The sequence below is a fragment of the Ruegeria sp. P8 genome (assembly GCF_056534665.1).
This window is the reverse complement of record NZ_JBQERC010000007.1, coordinates 102710-123254: the sequence shown is the minus strand read 5'-3', so window position 1 is coordinate 123254 and position 20545 is coordinate 102710. Positions and strand designations below refer to the sequence as shown.

General features: G+C 56.5%; 19 protein-coding genes and 1 pseudogene. 9 read left to right on the top strand and 11 right to left on the bottom strand.

Features of this window, described 5'->3' with window-relative positions; genetic code table 11:
• Positions 1-13 precede the first annotated feature (13 nt).
• Genes ACR0BZ_RS11185 through ACR0BZ_RS11175 form a run of 3 tightly spaced genes read left to right on the top strand, consistent with a single transcriptional unit; the run spans position 14 to position 4114 of the window.
• Positions 14-943 (top strand): sugar phosphate isomerase/epimerase family protein, encoded by a 930-nt coding sequence (locus ACR0BZ_RS11185; RefSeq protein ID WP_480492851.1) that lies wholly within the window; start codon positions 14-16, stop codon positions 941-943.
• On the top strand, positions 924-2333 hold the full coding sequence (locus ACR0BZ_RS11180) for an aldehyde dehydrogenase family protein (RefSeq protein ID WP_480483569.1): 1410 nt from the start codon (positions 924-926) through the stop codon (positions 2331-2333). The genes ACR0BZ_RS11185 and ACR0BZ_RS11180 overlap by 20 nt, the downstream gene beginning before the upstream one ends.
• On the top strand, positions 2333-4114 hold the full coding sequence (locus ACR0BZ_RS11175; RefSeq protein ID WP_480911356.1) for a thiamine pyrophosphate-binding protein: 1782 nt from the start codon (positions 2333-2335) through the stop codon (positions 4112-4114). The genes ACR0BZ_RS11180 and ACR0BZ_RS11175 overlap by 1 nt, the downstream gene beginning before the upstream one ends.
• Before the next feature lie 415 nt (positions 4115-4529).
• On the opposite strand, the gene ACR0BZ_RS11170 is transcribed toward ACR0BZ_RS11175, so the two are convergent.
• Entirely contained in the window at positions 4530-5909 is a 1380-nt protein-coding gene (locus tag ACR0BZ_RS11170; RefSeq protein WP_480483567.1) for an NCS1 family transporter, read from the bottom strand.
• Between the two features lie 19 nt (positions 5910-5928).
• Positions 5929-6627, bottom strand: coding sequence for an aspartate/glutamate racemase family protein (locus tag ACR0BZ_RS11165; protein WP_480483566.1), 699 nt, complete (start codon positions 6625-6627; stop codon positions 5929-5931).
• A 192-nt stretch (positions 6628-6819) separates the two neighbouring features.
• Here ACR0BZ_RS11165 and ACR0BZ_RS11160 point away from each other — a divergent pair.
• Positions 6820-7206 (top strand): annotated as a pseudogene (locus ACR0BZ_RS11160) (IS6 family transposase); the annotation flags it as partial.
• A gap of 35 nt (positions 7207-7241) precedes the next feature.
• Here ACR0BZ_RS11160 and ACR0BZ_RS11155 read toward each other — a convergent pair.
• From ACR0BZ_RS11155 to ACR0BZ_RS11145, 3 genes are all read right to left on the bottom strand, one after another.
• Complete coding sequence (locus ACR0BZ_RS11155) at positions 7242-9269, bottom strand: oxidoreductase (RefSeq protein ID WP_480920205.1); 2028 nt, start codon at positions 9267-9269, stop codon at positions 7242-7244.
• Positions 9270-9535: 266 nt separating this feature from the next.
• Positions 9536-10483, bottom strand: coding sequence for a DMT family transporter (locus ACR0BZ_RS11150; RefSeq protein WP_480920216.1), 948 nt, complete (start codon positions 10481-10483; stop codon positions 9536-9538).
• A 163-nt stretch (positions 10484-10646) separates the two neighbouring features.
• On the bottom strand, positions 10647-11597 hold the full coding sequence (locus tag ACR0BZ_RS11145; protein WP_480920204.1) for a LysR family transcriptional regulator: 951 nt from the start codon (positions 11595-11597) through the stop codon (positions 10647-10649).
• 90 nt (positions 11598-11687) lie between these two features.
• Here ACR0BZ_RS11145 and ACR0BZ_RS11140 point away from each other — a divergent pair, with 90 nt between their 5' ends.
• Positions 11688-12524 (top strand): TauD/TfdA dioxygenase family protein, encoded by an 837-nt coding sequence (locus ACR0BZ_RS11140; RefSeq protein ID WP_480483563.1) that lies wholly within the window; start codon positions 11688-11690, stop codon positions 12522-12524.
• A gap of 19 nt (positions 12525-12543) precedes the next feature.
• A complete protein-coding gene (locus ACR0BZ_RS11135) occupies positions 12544-14175 on the top strand; it encodes an arylsulfatase (RefSeq protein ID WP_480920203.1) in 1632 nt (543 codons plus the stop codon).
• 9 nt (positions 14176-14184) lie between these two features.
• On the opposite strand, the gene ACR0BZ_RS11130 is transcribed toward ACR0BZ_RS11135, so the two are convergent.
• A complete protein-coding gene (locus ACR0BZ_RS11130) occupies positions 14185-14346 on the bottom strand; it encodes a hypothetical protein (RefSeq protein ID WP_480920202.1) in 162 nt (53 codons plus the stop codon).
• Positions 14347-14424: 78 nt separating this feature from the next.
• Here ACR0BZ_RS11130 and ACR0BZ_RS11125 point away from each other — a divergent pair, with 78 nt between their 5' ends.
• The 3 genes from ACR0BZ_RS11125 to ACR0BZ_RS11115 all read left to right on the top strand — a co-directional run bounded on the left by ACR0BZ_RS11125 (position 14425) and on the right by ACR0BZ_RS11115 (position 16169).
• Entirely contained in the window at positions 14425-14757 is a 333-nt protein-coding gene (locus tag ACR0BZ_RS11125) for a YegP family protein (protein ID WP_480483560.1), read from the top strand.
• A gap of 504 nt (positions 14758-15261) precedes the next feature.
• Entirely contained in the window at positions 15262-15903 is a 642-nt protein-coding gene (locus ACR0BZ_RS11120; RefSeq protein WP_480871234.1) for a Crp/Fnr family transcriptional regulator, read from the top strand.
• A 65-nt stretch (positions 15904-15968) separates the two neighbouring features.
• A complete protein-coding gene (locus tag ACR0BZ_RS11115; protein WP_480483558.1) occupies positions 15969-16169 on the top strand; it encodes a YgaP family membrane protein in 201 nt (66 codons plus the stop codon).
• Positions 16170-16238: 69 nt separating this feature from the next.
• Here ACR0BZ_RS11115 and ACR0BZ_RS11110 read toward each other — a convergent pair whose 3' ends face one another.
• The 5 genes from ACR0BZ_RS11110 to ACR0BZ_RS11090 all read right to left on the bottom strand — a co-directional run bounded on the left by ACR0BZ_RS11110 (position 16239) and on the right by ACR0BZ_RS11090 (position 20530).
• Positions 16239-17726, bottom strand: a complete 1488-nt coding sequence (locus tag ACR0BZ_RS11110; RefSeq protein ID WP_480920201.1) for a TIGR01777 family oxidoreductase — start codon at positions 17724-17726, stop codon at positions 16239-16241.
• Complete coding sequence (locus ACR0BZ_RS11105; RefSeq protein ID WP_480920200.1) at positions 17723-18376, bottom strand: DUF4166 domain-containing protein; 654 nt, start codon at positions 18374-18376, stop codon at positions 17723-17725. Before ACR0BZ_RS11105 ends, ACR0BZ_RS11110 begins: the two co-directional genes overlap by 4 nt.
• Positions 18377-18439: 63 nt before the next feature.
• Positions 18440-19003, bottom strand: coding sequence for a GbsR/MarR family transcriptional regulator (locus tag ACR0BZ_RS11100; protein WP_480483554.1), 564 nt, complete (start codon positions 19001-19003; stop codon positions 18440-18442).
• A gap of 235 nt (positions 19004-19238) precedes the next feature.
• On the bottom strand, positions 19239-19982 hold the full coding sequence (locus ACR0BZ_RS11095) for an FHA domain-containing protein (RefSeq protein ID WP_480483552.1): 744 nt from the start codon (positions 19980-19982) through the stop codon (positions 19239-19241).
• On the bottom strand, positions 19979-20530 hold the full coding sequence (locus tag ACR0BZ_RS11090) for a hypothetical protein (RefSeq protein WP_480483550.1): 552 nt from the start codon (positions 20528-20530) through the stop codon (positions 19979-19981). The genes ACR0BZ_RS11095 and ACR0BZ_RS11090 overlap by 4 nt, the downstream gene beginning before the upstream one ends.
• Positions 20531-20545 lie beyond the last annotated feature (15 nt).

Here is a 20545-nt window from a genome sequence, read left to right as displayed (position 1 = left end):
GATTCGCAGACACGTGGAGCTGTCGTTCATGGTGAAACCCGAAGAGGCTGGCGCAAGCCCCTCTCTCTATTCCTTGGCGCATCTGACGCTGATTGGCTGTACGCCGCCCGAGTTGGTCTATATCGCCGCACGGGCCGGTTACGATGCCGTCAGCCCCCGATTCATTCCGATGCATGTGCCCGGCGAATTCACTCAATCCCCAATCGACAAGGCACAGGTGCAGGCCACCAAAACGGCTCTCTCTACTACCGGATTGAAGGTCCTTGATGTCGAGCTTGCACGCATCACCGAAGATGTCGATCCACGCAGTTTTGAGCCTTCTCTTGAGATTGGCGGGGAGTTGGGCGCCAAACGCATGATTATGAGCGCGTGGACAAACACCCGCGATGATCGTGACTTTCTGATCGACGTCTATTCCGAAACCTGCGAACTGGCAGCGCCCTACGGATTAACGGTGGACTTGGAGTTCCCGAGCTTCTCCCGCTTGCGCACGCTGGATGAAGCACTGGACATTGTCCGCGCCTCTGATCAGCCCAACGGCGGTATTCTGGTCGATACGCTCTACCTGCACCTCAGCCGCGTAGATCTTGGTGAGCTGTTGCACGTTCCCTCGGACCTGTTTCACTTCCTGCATATCTCTGATTGCCTGCCCGGCATCGCCGATACGCGTGAGGGCATGATCCAACTGGCCCGCGATGCGCGGCTATATCCCGGTGAGGGATGGATCGATTTCACAGGCATCATCGAACGGATGCCACCCGTCGACTATTCCATCGAACTGCCCAACCAAAGCCGCGTGGCCGAGTTGGGATATGAAGAACACGCGCGTCGCTGTCTCAGCCACGCCAAGCGAACATTCGGCGAGGCGCGGTCACAGCGTCGTATGCCCGATGCTGCAATTCCAAAACACCAAGAGGATCATCATGGGCAAAGAGCTCACTGAAAACGACCGCAACATGGCGGCCGATATGCTGGCACGCGCCCGCGCTGCCATGGCCGAGATCGAGGATTGGGATCAGGGCAGATTGGACCGCCTGTCTCAGGCCATTGCATGGTATGCGGGGAACGAGAAAACCTTCACGCGTCTGGCCCAGCAAGGCGTGGACGAAAGCGGTATCGGAGATCGCGAAGGGCGTCCTGCCAAGCGATTTAAGATTCACATGGTGTTGCGTGACGTCTTGCGGACACCATCGACCGGGATCGTCGAAGTAGACGAAGAAAAGGGTCTGGTAAAATATGCCAAGCCTGCCGGTGTGATCGCATCTCTGATTCCGATGACCAATCCAGCGATGACACCACCGGTGACCGGTGTTTCCGCCGCCAACGCCCGGAATGCTGTTATCTTCAGTCCGCATCCGCGAACCGCTCATACCACCTTCGAGATGGTCGAGGTCATGCGAGCGGCCTGCCGTGCCGCTGATGCCCCCGAGGATCTGTTTCAATCCATTCGCAAACCGTCGATCCCATTGACGCAACATTTGATGGAGATCTGTGATCTGACGCTGGCAACGGGCGGCAAGCCCATGGTCAAAGCGGCGTACAGTTCAGGGCGCCCGGCCTTTGGCGTCGGCGCGGGCAATTCATCCATCGTCATCGATGAGACTGCCGACCTGGACATCGCCGCTCAGAACACACGAATTTCCAAGACGTCTGACTTTGGTTCGGGTTGTTCGGCCGACGGTAACATCATCATCCAGCGCTCGGTTTACGACGATATGGTCAAGGCGCTTGAGGCCGAAGGTGGATACCTGTGTTCGACCAAAGAGAAGGCCATGCTCGAAGCTGCCATGTGGGATGAGAAAGGAAACCGTACCTTCCCGACTATCGCCTGTCCGCCTCAGCAAACGGCCAAGGTCGCCGGTTTCTCGATCCCCGAAGATCGCAAGTTCCTGATGGTTGAAAATCAGGGGCAAATCGGGCCGCAGCACAAGTTCTCGAAGGAAAAACTGACCACGCTGATGGCGCTATATCACTTTGACACTTTCGATGACGCGCTGGAAACGGTCAGCCAGATTTACAACACCGGAGGCAAGGGCCATTCCTGCGGCATCTACAGCCACAATGACGATCACATCGACCGGTTGGCGCGCCTGGCTCCGGTCAGCCGCATGATGGTGCGACAGCCTCAGTCCAAGGCCAATGCGGGTGCCTGGACCAATGGCATGCCTATGACCAGCAGCCTAGGTTGCGGCATCTGGGGCGGCAACATTACCAATGAAAATGTCACCATGAAACACATGATGAACTACACCTGGGTCAGCCGTCCCATCCCCGAGGATCGCCCCTCGGAGCCGGACCTGTTCGGTGAGTTCTACGGACAGGAGGTCGCGTGATGGACGGAGCGAAACTGGAAGGCAAAACCGTTGCCGAACACATCGTCGACTTTCTCGAACGTCGCGAGGTCAAGCATGTATTTGGCCTGTGCGGGCACACGAATATCGCGGTTCTGGCCGCGTTGGCGGAAAGCCCCATCGATTTCGTCACCGTACGGCACGAACAAATCGCCAGCCACGCAGCGGACGCATATGCCCGCGTGACGGGCAAGGCCTCGGTGGTGCTGTCCCATCTCTCCCCGGGGCTGACCAATTGTGCAACCGGGGTCGCCAACGCCGCACTGGACTGTATCCCGATGGTCGTGATCGCGGGCGACATTCCAACGCACTACTACGGTAAACATCCACATCAGGAAGTGAACCTCCATGCAGACGCCGCCCAGTGGGAGATCTATCGTCCCTTTGTCAAACGCGCCTGGCGGGTCGATCGGGCAGACCTGATGGCCGAAATTCTGGAAAAGGCGTTTCATCTGGCCGAAAGCGGCCAGCCCGGGCCAGTGCTGGTCAACGTGCCGATGGACATCTTCTCCGAGGTGATCCCCTCGGACAGTTTCGACCGTATCCGCGACAACACGCGCGCGCTCAAAAAACCGTCGATTGACGATGAAACAGCGCGAGAGATTGTCGAAGCGTTGGCGCAGGCTCAAAGTCCGGTCGCTTATGTCGGTGGTGGTATTCTACTGGCACAGGCCAGCGAGGAATTACGCGCCTTTGTGGAGCACATGGGCCTACCAGTCGCGCATTCTTTGATGGGTAAAGGCGCACTGCGCGACGACCATCCGCTTGTGCTGGGAATGACCGGGTTTTGGGGCACCGAGCTGGTCAACCAGTCTTGCCTGAATGCGGATTACATCTTTGCTGTCGGAACCCGGTTCAAAGAGGCCGATTGCTCCAGCTGGTATCCTGGTTACACGTTCAACATTCCTGGCTCAAAGGTCATCCATATCGACATTGAACCGCAAGAGATTGGACGGAATTATCCCACCGAGATCGGAGTCGTTGCTGACGCCAAGGCCGCTTTGCGCGTCGTCAACCGAGTTGCCCGCGAGATGTATCCTGAGGGCTTCAAACGCCCCGCGCTGGAACAGAAGATCACCGACTTCCGAACGAACTTCAAAGCGCGCAACGTGGACATGGCGACCTCGTCGTCCTTTCCGATGATGCCCGAACGTATTTTGGCAGATACCCGCAAGGCACTGCCCGAGGATGCCATTATCACTACGGACGTGGGATGGAACAAGAACGGCGTCGGACAACAATTTGATATCCTGGCACCCGGTTCAATCCTGACCCCGGGTGGATTCGCGACGATGGGCTTTGGCCCTCCGGGAGCGATCGGCGCAAAACTGGCAGCCCCTGACCGTGTGGTGATAAGTCTTGTTGGCGATGGGGGGTTCGGTCAGAACCCGTCGATGCTGGCAACCGCGGTCGAGCTTGATCTGGGCATCATCTGGCTGGTTATGAACAACAACGCCTTCGGCACTATCGCGGGCCTTCAAAAGGCGCATTACGGTCTGACATACGGGACCACGTTCCCTGGATCAGCCGCAGCTCCTGCAAACGGACCGGGTTATGCGGATATTGCAAGAGCTTATGGTGCAGAAGGGCACAGGCTCTGTGCTGCTGATGAATTGTTGCCCGCATTGGAAGCGGCAATCGCCAGCGGCAAACCAACCGTTCTTGATGTCCCAATGATCAACAACCCAACACCAACGACCGGACATTGGAACATCTTGGACATATACTCACCGGACAAAGAGGTATCTCACGTCGCGACTTGACGAAACTGGGCGCGTCTGAACGCGCCCAGTTTCTTGTGTCAATGCTCATCCGTGTTCGAGCAAATATCAACAGCTCCGTCGCGGCGCGGTCATCGTTGTTGTGTGTCTGAACTTTTTTGTTGGTTAGTTATTCTCAACGAAGCACGTGAGATAATGTCAAATTGCAATAACGCTGAAGTATGTGCGTTCTTAGCGTCCAAGTTTTCTCTCTCGCAGCGAATGGCAGATACGACGGGATGCGTCGCAGCATCACCAACAGGCAGCCAACGGCAGCCTAGGGCCGGGCGCGTCGTTTAGGCCAAGGCGCTTATTAGCTACCCGGTACGTGACTGTTTTTTGATGGCGGCGAGCAGTAAATGCCTAAGAAAGAAGGCCCGCAATGACGCGAGCCTTCTTTTGGCGGATGGGTCATCGACTATGCGTCGAGAAACCTTTTCGCGCTCGGCAGGTGGTGCATCAGCACGTAGTAGGTCAGACCCGCCGGGATCAGACTTGCGTACCAGGAGATCCCCGAAAAGATCAGGGCCGCGACAACTCCGACACCCATGGCGATCACGGCAGCCCAGTTCACGCCGTTATAGGGGCCTTCCGGATCATAGAGCTTGTCAAGATCAAGCGTCTGTTTGCGCAGCACGAAGTAATCGACGACAAGGATCGCGAAGATGGGACCTAGGAAAGCCGAGTAGGTCTGAATGAAAATGCTCAGGCCTGCCGCGGACTCATCTTTTACAAGTTCCCACGGGAAAGTGCAGAAGGCGAGCAAGCCGACGATCACTGCAGAGGTTTTGAATTTGATCTTGAAGACATCCATCAGCGCATAGGCGGGAGGGACGACGTTGTTCAGGATGTTCGTTGTGACCTGAGCAAAAGCAATGAACAGGAGCGTTACGACCAGCAGCAGCTTGTTGTCGACAGCGCTCGAAAACACCTTGATTGGATCAACTTCACCGGTAGCACCGGACACCATCAGCCCAATGAGGCCCATAAAAAGTGTCGCCGGCAGGATCGAATTGGCATAGATCGCGACCTGCCTTAGCGGCCCAACGCTCCGACGCAATTCGCGCGAATAGTCCGATACGTTCAGCATCATCGTACTGTAGATCCCAAGGAAGAGCATGGTTGCCCCCCAGAACGGTGCACCCCAGGTGCCCTCGACATTTACCAGATTGGTCGAGATTTCTTCGCCGTATTTGTTGATGACGCTAAAGAACATGTAGATCAGCGACGCGATGATGAAGATCGATCCGATATTCTCGAGCCACTTGATCCCGTGAAACCCAAGCACCGAAAGACCGATCTGAAGGAACTGGAAGCCGATAAAGAACGCCCACATGTTCGAATAACCGAGGAGCGTTTCCGACACGAGGTTGAGTGCGCCCGCGCCGATCCAACTCTGGAACCCGAACCAGACGATAGCGGGAACCGAACGCACCAGCGCCGGAATCCGAGTGCCCGCAAAGCCAAAGGCGGACCGGGCCTGTACCATGAACGGAATGCCATATTTGTGACCGGCCTGACCGTTGATCATTAGCGCGAGCCCGATCACCGTGCAGCCGATGGCGATAGCGACAAAGGTCTGCAGGAGGTTCAGCGTACCGACCAAGCCCGACCCGATAGTAAATGTTCCGATGGAAACACATCCGCCAAGCCACGCGAAAAGATAGGACCACGGGTCCATGATCCGCGTCTCTTGCGGTGCCAGGCTCTCTTCCCCGATCGCCTTGTGTTCGATATGGGTTACGTGATCGTCGTGCGACATAGCGACCGTGTCGGCCGTGTCTGATTTGATTGTCATTTTCTCCTCCGATGACAGGTTATTTTAGTTTTGGCCGGGCGTAGGCATTGATTTTGCTGGTCTTTAGGCCGCAACCGACCAGCGCTTCGATCATGCGGGTTGCCACGCTCACGCCATCGATCACAGGAATGCCGGTCTCTTCGCTGAGCCACGCGGTCAAATCGGCCATCCCCGCACATCCCAGAACAATTGCTTCGCAACGATCTTCCTCAATCGCGCGCAGGATTTCCTCGCGGATCTTTTCGCGCGCGTTCGAGCCGGGCTCTTCCAAGGCCAAAACAGGGATCTCTGCTGACCGAACCCGCCGGCATTGATGCGACAGGCCATAGCCATGGATCATGTGTTCGATGATGGGCACTGACCGCGGCAAAGTGGTGACGACCGAGAACGAGGTGGCAAGCATGCTCGCCGCCTTCACCGCAGCTTCGCAGATTCCGATGACAGGGCCCGTCGCGATCTCGCGGCAAGCGCCGATACCGGGATCATCGAAACAAGCAACGACAATGCCATCGACCTGCTGGTCTTCTGCGGCTTGCACGCAGGACAGAAGGCCGGGAACTGACATCGCTTCGTCGAAATGCCCTTCGATACTCGCCGGTGCGCCTTGCGCGGTAGCGCCTCTGATCACGACACCGGCACTCGCGGCCGCCTGGGCGGACGTGATGATCTTGCGTGTCATCGATTCAGTAGAGTTGGGGTTTACAACTAGAATTTCCATGTGATCTCCCTTGACGATATAAATTGTTAACAAACATTGTTAACGATTCCAAAAAAAATGTTAACTTAAATTGTCAAGGCGTTACCGATGCCTAGATGGCGTCTGTTCCGACTGGGGGCAGAATGACAGGGGTGTTGTCAGGTTAACCCGAGATCGGTTGCTCGTGTCTGGATTTGGACATAGATCGCATCGATGAATTCATCGTCCATCAGCTACAAGCGTCACCGATTTCCTCCTCAGATCATTGCCCAGGCTGTGTGGCTGTATTTCCGCTTCAATTTGAGCCTTCGCGAAGTTGAAGAGATGCTGCTAGCGCGCGGGATCGACGTTTCTTACGAGACTGTCCGGCGTTGGGTGATCAAGTTCGGACCGATGATGGCTCGAAACTTGCGACTAAGTCAGGACCGTCCTGGTGATGTCTGGCATCTCGATGAAGTTGTCGTGAAAATCGCTGGTCGCAGGTATTGGCTTTGGCGCGCGGTCGATCTGCATGGCATCGTGCTGAACGAAATACTCCAACCCAGGCGGGACAAGCGGGCCGCAAAACGGTTGTTGCGCCGCCTGATAAAGCGTCTTGGCTTCCTCCATTGGTCAGCAAAGAAGTGAAATTTCTTTCAGACAGTTACACATATTCGCAATGCATCGAGAATTGCGGCGTGTATATTTCGGCTTGTAACTGCGTCGCCAATTCGGGCCAAATGGAAACGGCCGCTTAGATTGGTGTCAACGAATGGAAATGTCCCACCAATAAGCGCCTTGTGTTCAACCTGCCCGTGGTTCCGCGAGCTTGGTTTGAGATCGTGAAAAAGTCCGTCCATCGGGGACAGGCCATGTTCTACGACTACGTGATCAACAAGACGTTCAGTGACATTCCCCGTTAACACATGACGAAAGCTGGCGCGAACTCGATCGCCTTCGCGGACCAGGGAGGTGAGCTCCTGCAGGCAGGTGAAGGTAACTCCATTGGCGGCCAGATCGCGTAAGGCGACGGCAGAGGTCGTTGGGCCAAGGTCATGCAGAAGTGCCCGGTCCGGGGTTACAAGATTTACACTGCAACCATTGCCCGCCAGCGCGTCGGCAGTTACAGCCGCAGGGTGGTCACCGACTTCATCGAACAACAGCACCTCGCCCGAGACACGTGCCTCTCCCGACAACACGTCCCAACTGGAAATCGCCAGGTCGCCGCCCGGGATAACTGTGGTTTCGGGCCAGCCGCCTGTTGCAACGATCACCAAATCGGGGGCTTCGGATATCACGTCATCGGCTTCGGCATAGGTGTTCAAGCGGATATCGATTCCAAGCAAAGTCACTTCGGAAATCAACCAGTCAGCTACGCCCCAGACCTGTCTGCGCGTTCTCCCTTTAGAGGCCAGAACCAACTGCCCGCCCAGCCGATCCGACGCCTCGAACAGCACGACTTCGTGACCGCGCAGGGTGCAGACCCGTGCGGCCTCCAGTCCGCCGGGCCCGCCGCCGACGACAACAACTTTCTTTCGGGTGTCGCTGTAGGCGATGATATGAGGCAAGGTCTGCTCACGCCCCGTGGCGGCATTGTGTCCGCAAACGGCAGGTTTGCCCTGATTGACCCGGTCCACGCAGTAGCCCAAGCCGACACAGGGGCGGATGCGTTCTTCTTCCCCCCGCGCGAGTTTTTCTACCAGATAGGGATCTGCCATCTGTGCGCGGGTCATGCCCACCAGATCGACATGGCCGCCGGAGACCGCGTGGCGGGCCGTGGCAATATCCGCAATCCCTCCTGCGTGCAGGATAGGCAAATCGACGGCATCACGGATGCGCCCGGCCACGGTGATATGCGGTGCCGCCGGCAGGCCCATGGGGCGCACCCATTCAGCCAAACCCAGATCATCATAGGGCGCGCCGGCGAGGATGTTGAGCAGGTCGACATCGCTGGATTTTTCCAGCATCCTGGCTGCGGCAATGCATTCTTCAGCGCTCAGCCCACCTTCTTTCAGTTCATCGCCGGTGATGCGCATCGACAGGATGAAATCAGCGCCGACTTCGGCGCGCACGGCGTCGAGCACCTGCAAGGTCAGGCGCATGCGGTTCTCCAGCGTTCCACCATAGTCATCGTCGCGCTTGTTTGTCAGCGGGGACAGGAATTGCCCCAGAAGGTGTGAGTGGGACAGGAGCTCGATCCCGTCGAATCCTCCTTGCTGACAGCGACGCGCAGCGGCTGCGAAATCGTCAATCACGCGGTTGATGTCTTCTTGTTCCATGGCCTTGGGAAAGGCACGATGTGCACGTTCGCGGATACTGGACGGAGCTATGACAGGCAGCCAATGGCCATCATCCCATGCAGTGCGGCGCCCCATATGAGTGATCTGACACATGATCGCGGCACCATGTTCGTGAACGCCATCCGTTAGTTTCCGAAACCATGGAATGACGCTGTCATCACCGGCATAAAGCTGGCCGAACACCGATGGGCTATCAGGGGCGATATTGGTCGACCCACCGACCATGGTCAGGGCAACCCCGCCCTTTGCCTTTTCCTCGTGATACAACCTGTAGCGGTCCCGGGGATGGCCATCTTCAACAAAATTCGGCGCATGGGACGTGCTGACGATGCGGTTGCGCAAAGTTAGGTGTTTCAATTGAAACGAATCGAGTAGGTGCGCCACTTTCGTGCCCCTTCGGCCAAATCTGCTGTTTGAAAACTGTCCAGGGTCGGCTCCGCTGGTCAGTTTCAACACCTGATGAGTTTGGTTGTCGAAAGCACTTTACTTGGGAAGCTATGCGTAAGAATTCACTGCTTCCGACATTGCTGTATGAAAAGGCGACCCGACCAGGAAATCCAATGGTGGAACACCCTTTGAGCACAGAAGGGAACCTGGCAGGGGCCGCTCGATCCATCAAGGTCTGCACAAGGTTGCAATCACGTGCAATCTTAGATTGGAGGTGCTGCGCGCGCTGTGATCAACTGTCTGGCAGTAACTCTTTCGCGATGTATCATGTACAGACCTGCACCGATGATGATGGCAATGCCAAGCAGGCTAAGCCTGTTCGGAAAGTCATTGAAGACAAGGTAGCCAAACAAGGTTGCTACCGGCAGCTCAAAATACTGCAAAGGAGCCAATGTGGCAGACGGGGCAAATGACAGCGCATAAGTCATCATCATGTGGCTTACCGTCGCAAAAAAACCGGTCCCAAGAAGCCACAACAGTGCAATGTCTGTCGGCCAAACGGGATCGAAAAGTTCGGAGCCAGAACCTTGCGCAACCAATAAGATTGGAATGCAAAACAGACTGGCAACCAGGCCAGTGTGAAATTGCAGAGCCACCGGGTGCATCCGTCGCGACAAGCCCCGCGTCACAAGAATGTAGAAAGCGAAAGCAACAGCCGTACCGAGAGGAATAATTGCCACCGCGCCGAAAGCCGCGAAGCTGGGTTGGATGACGAACAATACGCCGACAAACCCTACAAGAGCTGCCCCGACGCGACGAGGACCGACATCTTCACCAAGGTAAAACTTGCCGACCAGCAAGACAATGAACGGTGCCACAAACACGATGGCGAGGGCATCAGCAAGCGGCATCACTCGGATAGCCGTAATGAAACAAAAAGTCGCGAACAGCAAAAGTATTGAGCGGAATACAAGTACCATCAATTCACCGCTCGCGACACGCAATGACAGTCCCATTTTCCAGACAAACGGTCCCATCAACGCACATTGCAATACAAAGCGGGCGGCCGTTATCTGCCCAACTGGCACACTGGCCGATGCGAGCTTGGCAGCTACATCCAGCAAGGGAGCAGTCAGGCAAAATCCAAGCATCAGTGCAACGCCCGCAAGGGTGCGATCCGTGGATTGAGGTGTGGAATCAGCTGAGGTCATCCCATCATGAAGAACTGTCGCCAAATGCGTGTCTGTTCTCAATGCGACGCCAGGCAAAAGTCCCGATATTCCCGAGCTCGGAAAGAGTAGGAGTTTGCTCATGCAGCGAACCGCAGGTTCCATGACCCGCACGGCAGCATCAACTGCCTTGTTTCAGGATTCGCTAACGAGATGTACTGGCCTTTTCATTCAACGGTTTACCTGCAAGGCCAGGCACAGAGATCGGCGACCTGCAAATCTCTAGAAACCGGTCAATCAACGCTGTCTGCACTGCTTGGCGAGAGCGGGCAATCACCACCCTGTAGTGTCCGATGCTTTCCTCGAGCGGTCGCGCAACGATGGGGTCGCCTTCAATCGTGCGATCCTGCTTGGGCGGGAAGCCTGCCAGGGTGAAGCCGAACCCCTTGCCGACGTAGGCCTGAACAAGCTCGCGTGATTGGGATTGGAATGGCACTTCGGGGTGAACGCCTGCGGCCTGCAGCAGTTGAAGATAGCTAGGGCCAGGCCCGGCTGGTGATACAGCGATATAGGGCAGTCCGATCAGGTCGGACAGGCTGATCCGGGCTTTTGCTGCCAAAGGGTGTTCGCCTGACAGCAGAACCAGGGGCGGCAGCTCCAGCAGCACTTCTGCCTCATGCCGCTTGAGATCGAACCCCTGGTCAAAAACCACCAGCGCATCCACTTCGCCACCATCCAGTGCGTCCACCAAGGTCGGATAATCCGCTTCCTTCACCTCGACACGAACGTCTGGGTAGCTTTCGCGGAAGGCAAGCACCGCAGGCAGGACGATGCGCTGTGCCAGTGCGTGATGAGTGCCGATGTGGATCCTGCCAGTGCGTCCTGACGCCAGGTTCTCGGCCTGCCTGTCCAGCGCCGCGGCCTGCGCCAGCAGCGCCTCAGCCTGGGCGAAAAACTCCTTTCCCGCAGGCGTCAGCCGCATACCTTGCGCCGGAAAGCGGTCGAACAGGGTCAGGCCGGTGGTCGCCTCCAGTTTGTCCACCGCTGAGGCAATCGCGGCGGGAGAAACATTCAATTGCCGAGCAGCCTGGGCAATACCGCCCCGCCGGGCGGTTTCTGACAGGTAGGCGAGTTGGCGAAGGGTGAAATTAATCATCTAAAAAACTGACTTTTGAGGTGTATTAAATCAGTTTTACCGACCTTTTGACAAGCCCTATGCTGCTTTTGGGACAAACAGGAGACTCACATGGAGATTCTTCCTCTGACGGGGGGGCTGGGTGCCGAAATTCTGGGTGCGGATGTCCGCAGCGATGCAGATTTTGACGCCATTCAGCGCGCATTTGCCAAATACTCGGTGATTGTGCTGAGGGGGCAGGATGTGGGCCCGGAAGATCACCTCGCCTTTGCCCGCCGTTTCGGGCCGGTCAACGTGAACCGGTTCTTCAAGCCGGTCAAAGGGCACCCCGAGATCGCCATGGTGCTGAAAGAGAAGAACCAGAAAGAAGCCGTTGGAGAAGGTTGGCATACCGATCATTCCTACGATCAGGAACCGGCGATGGGCTCGATTTTGCATGCGATCGAAATGCCGCCTTACGGCGGCGATACGCTGTTTGTCTCAATGGGGGCCGCCTACGAGGCGCTTTCGGCCCCGATGCGCCGGTTTCTCGGCGAGCTGACGGCCGTGCATTCCTCGCGGCATGTGTTCGGCGCTGCCGTAATGGATAGCGAGGCAGTAAAGTCAGGACGTCTGGGCAATGCAGAGGCCGCAATCCAGGACGCCCGGCATCCGGTCGTTATCACGCATCCCCTGAGCCGACGGCGTGGCCTTTTTGTGAACCCGGTCTTCACAACCCGTATCGAGGGTTTGGCCCCGGCTGAGTCTGAGGCGCTTCTGGCCATGCTCTATGCCCATTGCCAGCAACCCGAGTTCCAATGCCGTGTGCGCTGGCAGGCCGGTGACATTACCATGTGGGACAACCGCGCCACCTGGCATAAGGCGATCAATGATTATCACGGCTTCCGCCGCCTGATGCATCGTGTCACTGTTGAGGGCGTGCCCCTCGCGCCCGCTGCTGCGGCCTGACCTTAGCGAAAGTATCGCAATGACCCACCTCAACTCACAGGCAGCAACCAGCCGGCCCAATGTCATCCTGATCCTTGCGGACGACATGGGATTTGCCGATCTTGGCTGCACCGGTTCTGAAATCCAGACCCCCAACATCGACGCCCTTGCGCGGGGCGGCGTTATGCTGTCGGCGATGTACAACTGCGCCCGCTGCTGCCCCACCCGTGCTTCGCTTCTGACCGGGCTTTATCCGCATAATGCAGGCGTTGGCCACATGGGCGCCAATCTGGGCACCCCTGCCTATCAGGGCTTCCTGCGCAATGACAGTGCCACGATTGCCGAGCATCTGCGCGCCAGCGGTTATGCCACGCTGATGTCGGGGAAATGGCATGTGGCGGGCGATTTTGAAGCCCGTAAGGTGGACAGTTGGCGGGTTGGCGACGTCGAACACCCAACCCCGCGCCAACGCGGCTTTGACCGGTTTTACGGGATCATGGATGGGGCCACACATTTCTTTTCGCCGCATTACATGCTGGAGGATGACAGTCGGGTCGAAACCTTCCCCGATGACTTCTACTTCACCGACGCCATCACCCAAAAGGCTATTGGTATGATCGAAAGCGCTGTGGCGGAAGAAAAACCCTTCTTCCTTTACCTAGCCCACACAGCGCCGCACTGGCCGTTGCACGCCCACCCTGAGGACATCGCAAAATACGATGGGGTCTATTCAAAAGGCTGGGACCATATTCGCACCGCGCGCCATGAAACCATGAACAGTCAGGGTGTGTTCCAGCGCGGCTGGGACATCTCGCCCCGCGACAGCACTGTACATGGTTGGGAGCAGGAACAGAACCGGGACTGGGAGGCCAGCAAGATGGCCACCTACGCGGCGATGGTTGACCGAATGGATCAGTCGATCGGCACGCTGGTTGCGGCCCTGAAACGGCTCGGTCAGTTCGACAACACGCTGATCCTGTTCCTGTCAGACAACGGCGGCTGCGCCGAATTCATGGCCGAGGACGGCTGGGCTAAGTTCTATCCCGACCGCACCCATGACGGCAAGCAGATCACCATGGGCAATGTGACCGGTCTGCGCCCCGGCGATGCCCAAACCTTCCAGAGCTATGACAAACCGTGGGCCAATGTCTCCAATGCGCCGTTCCGGCTTTACAAGCATTATGTCCACGAGGGCGGTATCTCCACCCCACTGGTGGCCCATTGGCCAAATGGGTTCGAACCGCGCGGCACGGCTCATGCAGCCTGCCATGTGGTCGATATTCTGCCGACCATCCTGGAAGCCACCGGAGGCGCCTATCAGACAGAGGTGGGCGGTCATGATATCCAACCGTTGCAAGGGGAATCTCTGCTAGGTCTTATGAAGGGCAAGGACTGGCAGCGCGAGCAGCCGATCTTCTGGGAGCACGAGGGCAATGCCGCCATCCGGTTGGGCCAGTTCAAGCTGGTTCGACTGCATGATCGCCCCTGGGAGCTTTACGACATCGAGGCCGACCGTACCGAGCTGACCGACCTAGCGGGCCGCAACGCCGCCCTTGAGAAAGACATGATCCACCAATACCTGGCTTGGGCGGAAACCGTCGGCGTGATGGACTGGAACGAAGCGTTGCCGAAACTGCTGGCGGCGTGGGGGATGGAGAACGCGGATGGCTGAAGCTGATCGCTAGGTGGTTGCTGAGGTCCCTTGGTAAAGGACGGGTTTGCTCGCATCCTGCCAGTTCTGGCGAGGTGTAACGAATGGAACCGAAGCCAGCATCAGATCATCCATTTCGATCTTACCTGTGACTTTGGCGGTATCTTGCTCTGGGTAGATTGCTCGCCTCATCTTTTTTCTTGAGACGAATGTTTAATTATAGGAATGTATTTGAAAAAATCGAAAGTAGAACAGAGGAGTAGGCGTCAAATGGCCGGGAAGTTCGAGATATATAAAGACAAGGCTGGTGAATTTCGGTTTCGTCTGAAAGCCGGGAATGGTGAAATCATTCTGGCCAGTGAAGGATATGTTCAAAAGGCGAGTGCCACGAACGGGATCGAGTCAGTCAAGAAGAACGCGCCGGATGACGGTCGGTACGAGCGCAAGGAAACCAAGTCCGGCGGTCATATGTTCAACTTGAAGGCCAGCAACGGTCAGGTGATCGGCACCAGCGAGAGCTATACCAGCACTTCAGGGCGGGATAATGGGATCGATTCCGTCAAACGGAACGCACCTGACGCACGTGTCGACGATCTGACGTGACCTGACACGGTAACTTCTTACCACTTCCATTTGTGTAAACTGCAAAGGCGAGATGCATGGACGCATCTCGCACAAAGGCTAGAACAACCAAGCCGAAAGCACACATCAATCAACCCGTAGGCGCGAACGCATCGTGAAGCGCTTCGTTTCGATTCTGTTTCAAATCCGCGCCTACCGAATAAAACGGCGTTTTAGCGACAGAGGGTCCAGACCCATGCTGGCAATCAAATCCTTCGCTTCAACCGCATTTGCCCTGACGACCATTAAACTGGAAAACATGATCCGCTAAGGGCAGATCTCCCCTGGACTCCGTCCATTTCAGCACTTCGCCCAACTGGCAGGCCAATAGAGTCGCCATCTCCACTGATGCCGCCGCTATTAAGACCGTAGTAGAATTGTCAACTTTGGTTCCGCGCGGGTGGGTTTGTCGCAGGCAAATTGAGTTTGCTCGCGAGGTCCCCAAGGCTAAAAATCCGGGAGTGAGTGTGAGACGGAGGTAAAGCGGTGACCCAACAGAACTGGAGCCAGGCCATTCTCGACCGGCTCAAGTCCGCAGGAAGTAATCTGACTATACCAGACGGATCCCAACTGTTTGCACCGGGCGCTTACGGTGAGATGTTTTTGATCGTCCGTTCGGGCATCGTCCGGGTGGAACAAACAAGCCCGTCGGGACGCACCGTCGTTCTTTATCGGGTTGGCCCGTACGACAGTTGCGTTATGACGACCTCGTGCATGTTGTCGGATATCCCCTATTCAGGGTTCGGTTATGCCGAGGGGCCGGTGACGGCGCTGGCCATTGGGCGGGACAAGTTCAACACGTTGCTGGCTACAGATGCCGAGTTTCGGGGCGCGGTTTTCATGGCGTTTTCACAACGCATTGTTGAGCTGTCCGAGGTTATCGATGATCTTCTACTTAACCGGATGGACCTGAAATTGGCGCAGTGGCTTTTGGATCAGGGCGCACCTTCGGGCGATATCCGCATCACGCACCAGCGCATTGCGGCCGAACTGGGCAGCGCACGCGAAGTCATGTCCCGTATTCTCAAGGATTTTGAACATCGCGGGTGGGTCAGGCTTGAGCGAGGTGTGATTTATCTGCAGGACCGCCCAGCCCTGCACCACCATGCAAGAACGGGGGTTGTGTGACCTCGTCACATAACATGGCTTGGAAAACAGTGAATCTTGGACCAGACAATCAAGGAGATTCGACCATGCAATTCACGTCTAATGTCGGTTCTGTCGACCGGATTCTGCGCCTGATCCTCGGTGGTGTGCTGATCCTTCTGGCACTGACCGGTACTATCGGCCCCTGGGGTTGGCTTGGGGCTGTGTTTGTGGTGACGGCATTCATGAAATTCTGTCCGATCTATGCGCTTCTGGGTCTGTGCACCAACAAGCAAGCCAAGCCGTAACACGACCAACCCTTGCCTCGTACAACGCCGGGATTTGTCTGGATCCCGGCGTTGCGCAGCGGGCGCGGGTCAGGCGCGGCGTTTCTCAGGGCTGACGCTGTTTGAGGCGGCCCGAGCGCCCGTGATCCTGGCAAGGGCGGGGGCCAGCTCGGGGCTATTGAAACGGAACCCGCTGCGTAGCAGTTTTGCCGGAATGACACGCTGGCCACCCAGTATCGTTTCACGTCCCATATCCCCTGCGACGTTTGTGATCAGCCAAGCAGGCAGACGTATCAGGGCAGGGCGGTTCAATACGCTTGCCAAAGCCTGTGTGAACTCTGCGTTGCGCACCGGGTTTGGAGCAGTGGCGTTGAGCGGGCCGTTGATATCCGGATGCGACATGGCGAATGCGATGACGCGGATCAGATCATCCCGTTCGATCCAGGGCATCCACTGTTGTCCATTCCCCAGCTGACACCCGGCACCAAACTCGAAAGGTGTCAGCATTCGGGCCAGCATGCCGCCTTCAACCCCCAGCACCAGACCGATACGCAGTTGCACAACCCGGACGCCCATATCCACGACTGGCGCAGCGGCGCGCTCCCATGTGTCGCACACCTCATGGATGAAGGCGGGGCAGTGCGTGTCGTCTTCGGTGAGGGTCTCGTCTTGCCGCAGCCCATACCAGCCCACGGCGGAGCCGGTGATCAGGCAAGATGGTTTTTGATCCAGCCTGCGGGTCAGTGCGACCAAATCTTTCGTCATCTTGACCCGAGACTCCAGGATGCGCGCGCGTTTCCGAGGCGTCCAATGCGCGTTTGCCACCGGCTCACCCGCCAGATTGACGATGGCGTCAAAACGCTCTGTGTTGTCAATTTGCTTGAGTGAGGCGATCAGGCGTACCGGATGGGTCAAAGCGTCGACCTTTTGCAGATTGCGGGTCAGGACGGTGACGTGGTGGCCGCCAGCAACCAGCGCTTCGACCAGACGTTGCCCGATGAAACCGGTGCCACCCGTGATCAGCAGATGTTGTCGGGGCGCGAGTTGCGCGACCAGAGAGGCCGAGTTGACAGCATTCAACCGCGTGCTGCGTGCGGCCGCCACCAAATCGCGCGCGCTGAACAGCGCCACACCAATCGCGGCAAGGGTCGCCATGATGCTCCAACCGCCGTGATGGACGGGTACCATCGCTGACGGCAGGGCAGACCAGGTCCAAAGGTATGGGGCAGCCAGCGCGAGGATCGCACCATAATTCAGCGCCAGCAAAGTGTGATTGACCCGTTCCGTGGAGGGGAGACGGCGGGTTAGGTCCTCTTCAACGAAATCCCAAAGGGTAATCAGGACCTCAAGGCCCAGGATTATGGTCAGAGCAATGGTAAACGTGCCGTGGGGTTCGAACCATCCAAGGCACAGGAAGATGACGGCGTAGAACGCGTTCCTGACCCCATGCAGGCGCAGTTCGGTCTGTTGCGAAGGGCGCCAGGCCAGCCGCTCGGTGCCTTCATGGTGCACCAGCGTGTCGAATGCACCCATCGAGATCTGAAGGGCAATCAATGTCCAAAGCAGGGGGTCAGTCATGTCGGATCCTTTCTGTCGTGAAAAATGGCGTCCTGGTGGATCAACTCTCCGAACAGGCGGCTATGAAGGCTTAGGGAAAACAGAAACCGCGCGTCGCCAAGATCGGTGTGAGTGATGGTCAGAACGCCAGGGCGAATCCAGCGCGGGAGGCGCAGTTTCCTATCGCCCAATTGAACGAAGTAATGGTCGCTGAGAAAGCGGAGGCCGGTGCGGTCTGCTTGAACGCGTAAAGCGATACCGATACCGGCGCCGATGTATTCTTCGATCCCGGTCGGTCCAGAGAACCGTTTTGAGCTGTGGATAACTTGAGGAAACCCTCCGGCGCGCCCATACTGGCGGATCCAGAACTGTCCGTTAACGGAACTATCCTCGGTCACGGTGACAATCGCGGGCTGATCCACGCTGGATGTATCAAAGGGTAGGGGGCCGCCGATCAGACGGGCCAGATGCGCCAGCAGTTGCCCGGCCAGCGTCAGCCGCATTGCTACAACTTTGCCCTGATAGACCACGCTGGCGCCGTTCGCTAGGCAATGACCGAACCGCGCCCGGACCTGATGGGGCAGGGCGGCCCAAGCTGCGGCGCCAACCAAGTTGCGAAACCTTTGATCGGACATGTCCATAACATGCGGAGAGAAATTGCTCAGTTTCATATCACACCATATGCTGTAGTTGCTGTTACTTCTGTAAAAAGAGAAATACATTCTCAAAATTTTTTACGACTTGCCTTTCTTGCTCCCGATCTTGAGGAGCATGATGATCTTGTCGCCCATCTTCATAAGAGCCGAAAGCTTGGACTTGGGGACCGACAGCATTTGCTCGGACCATTGGTCGGCCGTAGTCAGGAACTGTTGCATATTTTGCATTCTCTCCAATACGACAGGGGACAGATCAGCCTCGTCCGAGGCTTGTTGCACGCAGATGTCCAACGCCCGCATCGCGGGGTCGATCTCGCGCTCTTTGCGGCCTTTTGCAATCAGAAGGGCCATGTTCCAGACATCAGTTTCGGCTGCGAAGTGCTCGCGACGATCACCGGGGACGGGCACGCGGTGGATCAAACGCCATCCGGCCAGCTCTTTCAGCGAGTTTGAAACATTTGACCGGGCGATGCCAAGTTCGTTTGCGATTTCTTCGGCATTCATGGGCGAAGTGCTGAGGTACAAAAGCGCATGTATCTGCGCTACGGATCGGTTCACACCCCACTGGCTGCCCATATCACCCCAATAGAGGATGAATTGTGAACGGGCCGAGGATTCGGATAAATCAGTTGTTTCTGTCATGACAGAAATATGAGATACCGGTAGTCTGATGTCAAACAAATTTACCATGACGTCAGGGTGATCCGCCCGAAACCTGTACCGAGGTCTTGTCGCAACCGGATCGCAATTGATGACCGTGGAATCCTGAGTGACTAACCAATTCCAAAGTCAAATTTAGGGAATTAACCAGCCGAAATACCTGCCGTGCATTTGTAGCTAACAAACTATGCTAAAACCCGCGGTACGTTGGAACTGGTCACCTGACCGTGGCAATCTGGACATTTCCTACACGGAACCGACCATCCGCGGCCAACGGTACCCATTTTTCAGGACCGACACGCCGTCCACCTGTCCAGGTTCCGTTCGTTGAGCCCATATCACGAATAAAAAGATCGCCCGTTTTTTCTACGCGTAAAACACAATGCTGACCCGAAGTTCTTTCGCTGCGAGAAAGCGCAAGATCAGCCCAGTTCTTGTCACGTCCGATTTTGATCTGATGTGTGTTAGACAAGCCTTTAACATTCCGAAATTCGACAAACTTGCCGCGATCCGGGCCGTTCAGAACAACCAGTTGCCAAAAGGCCAAGGCGCGGGGAGCCATCGGGCTGTACCATGTCACATCGGCGGCCCTGTCATACCGGGATGCGACGTTCGGATTTGCTCCGGTTAAGCCAAACGACATGATCTTCTTCAACGCGCGGGTAGAACGCCGCATATGAGATACCGGATTGCCGCGTTTGTCGCGCATATTCAGACGTAAGGCATATCGTCCCAGGCTGTGCCCACCAAGAAAACCTTCGCAGATCAACCAGTAGCTAAGAACCAGGATCAGATAAAGCCCTACCGGTAAGGCCAGACCGGTATTTCCCAACCGTAGTTCCTGACGCAACACAGGTTCCAAAGTGACCAATACAAAACCCAGAAACATAAAATCTAGGACAGCGGCGGCGCTCAGCAGGCGCGCGGCGTTTTTTGAATCCAGAGGTCCACTGAGCTTCATGTCCGCGCCCCCAACAAAGTAAGCACCATAAAAAGGGCCGCGCCGATCGAGAATAGGAACAGCGCGTCGCACCTGATCCGCAGTGCTCGTCTCCCACCTGCACCGGCGCTTTGAAAATGGAATCCAGCGACCCACACGGCAAGACCCGTTCCTGTGACAGTGAATAACAGGACTTCCGGCAAGACCTGTTGGTGGGGCGCAATAGAAAGCCAGTCAGCGGCCCCCACCATAAGGCCGCCCCACAAAAGCGCGACGACATAAGCTGCAAAGCCAAGAGACTCATTTCTTTGCTGACTTAGCTTTCCGACAAGTGCACCCAATCCCCATCCCAATGCCGCAGCGACTAAAACTAATAATGTCAGGCGGACAGGTAAAGACAGTGAAGAAACCTGAACATTGAACACAATACTGGACGTATTGTTCGTCAAATTGGAAGTAATACCGAGAAACGCAAGAAATGCGCCAACTCCGGCACCGAGGTGCCCAAGGAAGGTAAAAATATCATTTGCGAGTGAGAGTTTATCTCTGATATCAAAGGGTAATTTCATTGAAAATCTCGAGTT

Coding starts and splice junctions, on each gene's coding strand:
- ACR0BZ_RS11180 (WP_480483569.1), top strand. CDS start 924: ATGGGCAAAGAGCTCACTGAAAACGACCGCAACATGGCGGCCGATATG.
- ACR0BZ_RS11175 (WP_480911356.1), top strand. CDS start 2,333: ATGGACGGAGCGAAACTGGAAGGCAAAACCGTTGCCGAACACATCGTC.
- ACR0BZ_RS11170 (WP_480483567.1), bottom strand. CDS start 5,909: ATGACAATCAAATCAGACACGGCCGACACGGTCGCTATGTCGCACGAC.
- ACR0BZ_RS11165 (WP_480483566.1), bottom strand. CDS start 6,627: ATGGAAATTCTAGTTGTAAACCCCAACTCTACTGAATCGATGACACGC.
- ACR0BZ_RS11150 (WP_480920216.1), bottom strand. CDS start 10,483: ATGACCTCAGCTGATTCCACACCTCAATCCACGGATCGCACCCTTGCG.
- ACR0BZ_RS11145 (WP_480920204.1), bottom strand. CDS start 11,597: ATGATTAATTTCACCCTTCGCCAACTCGCCTACCTGTCAGAAACCGCC.
- ACR0BZ_RS11140 (WP_480483563.1), top strand. CDS start 11,688: ATGGAGATTCTTCCTCTGACGGGGGGGCTGGGTGCCGAAATTCTGGGT.
- ACR0BZ_RS11135 (WP_480920203.1), top strand. CDS start 12,544: ATGACCCACCTCAACTCACAGGCAGCAACCAGCCGGCCCAATGTCATC.
- ACR0BZ_RS11130 (WP_480920202.1), bottom strand. CDS start 14,346: ATGAGGCGAGCAATCTACCCAGAGCAAGATACCGCCAAAGTCACAGGT.
- ACR0BZ_RS11125 (WP_480483560.1), top strand. CDS start 14,425: ATGGCCGGGAAGTTCGAGATATATAAAGACAAGGCTGGTGAATTTCGG.
- ACR0BZ_RS11115 (WP_480483558.1), top strand. CDS start 15,969: ATGCAATTCACGTCTAATGTCGGTTCTGTCGACCGGATTCTGCGCCTG.
- ACR0BZ_RS11110 (WP_480920201.1), bottom strand. CDS start 17,726: ATGACTGACCCCCTGCTTTGGACATTGATTGCCCTTCAGATCTCGATG.
- ACR0BZ_RS11105 (WP_480920200.1), bottom strand. CDS start 18,376: ATGAAACTGAGCAATTTCTCTCCGCATGTTATGGACATGTCCGATCAA.
- ACR0BZ_RS11100 (WP_480483554.1), bottom strand. CDS start 19,003: ATGACAGAAACAACTGATTTATCCGAATCCTCGGCCCGTTCACAATTC.
- ACR0BZ_RS11095 (WP_480483552.1), bottom strand. CDS start 19,982: ATGAAGCTCAGTGGACCTCTGGATTCAAAAAACGCCGCGCGCCTGCTG.
- ACR0BZ_RS11090 (WP_480483550.1), bottom strand. CDS start 20,530: ATGAAATTACCCTTTGATATCAGAGATAAACTCTCACTCGCAAATGAT.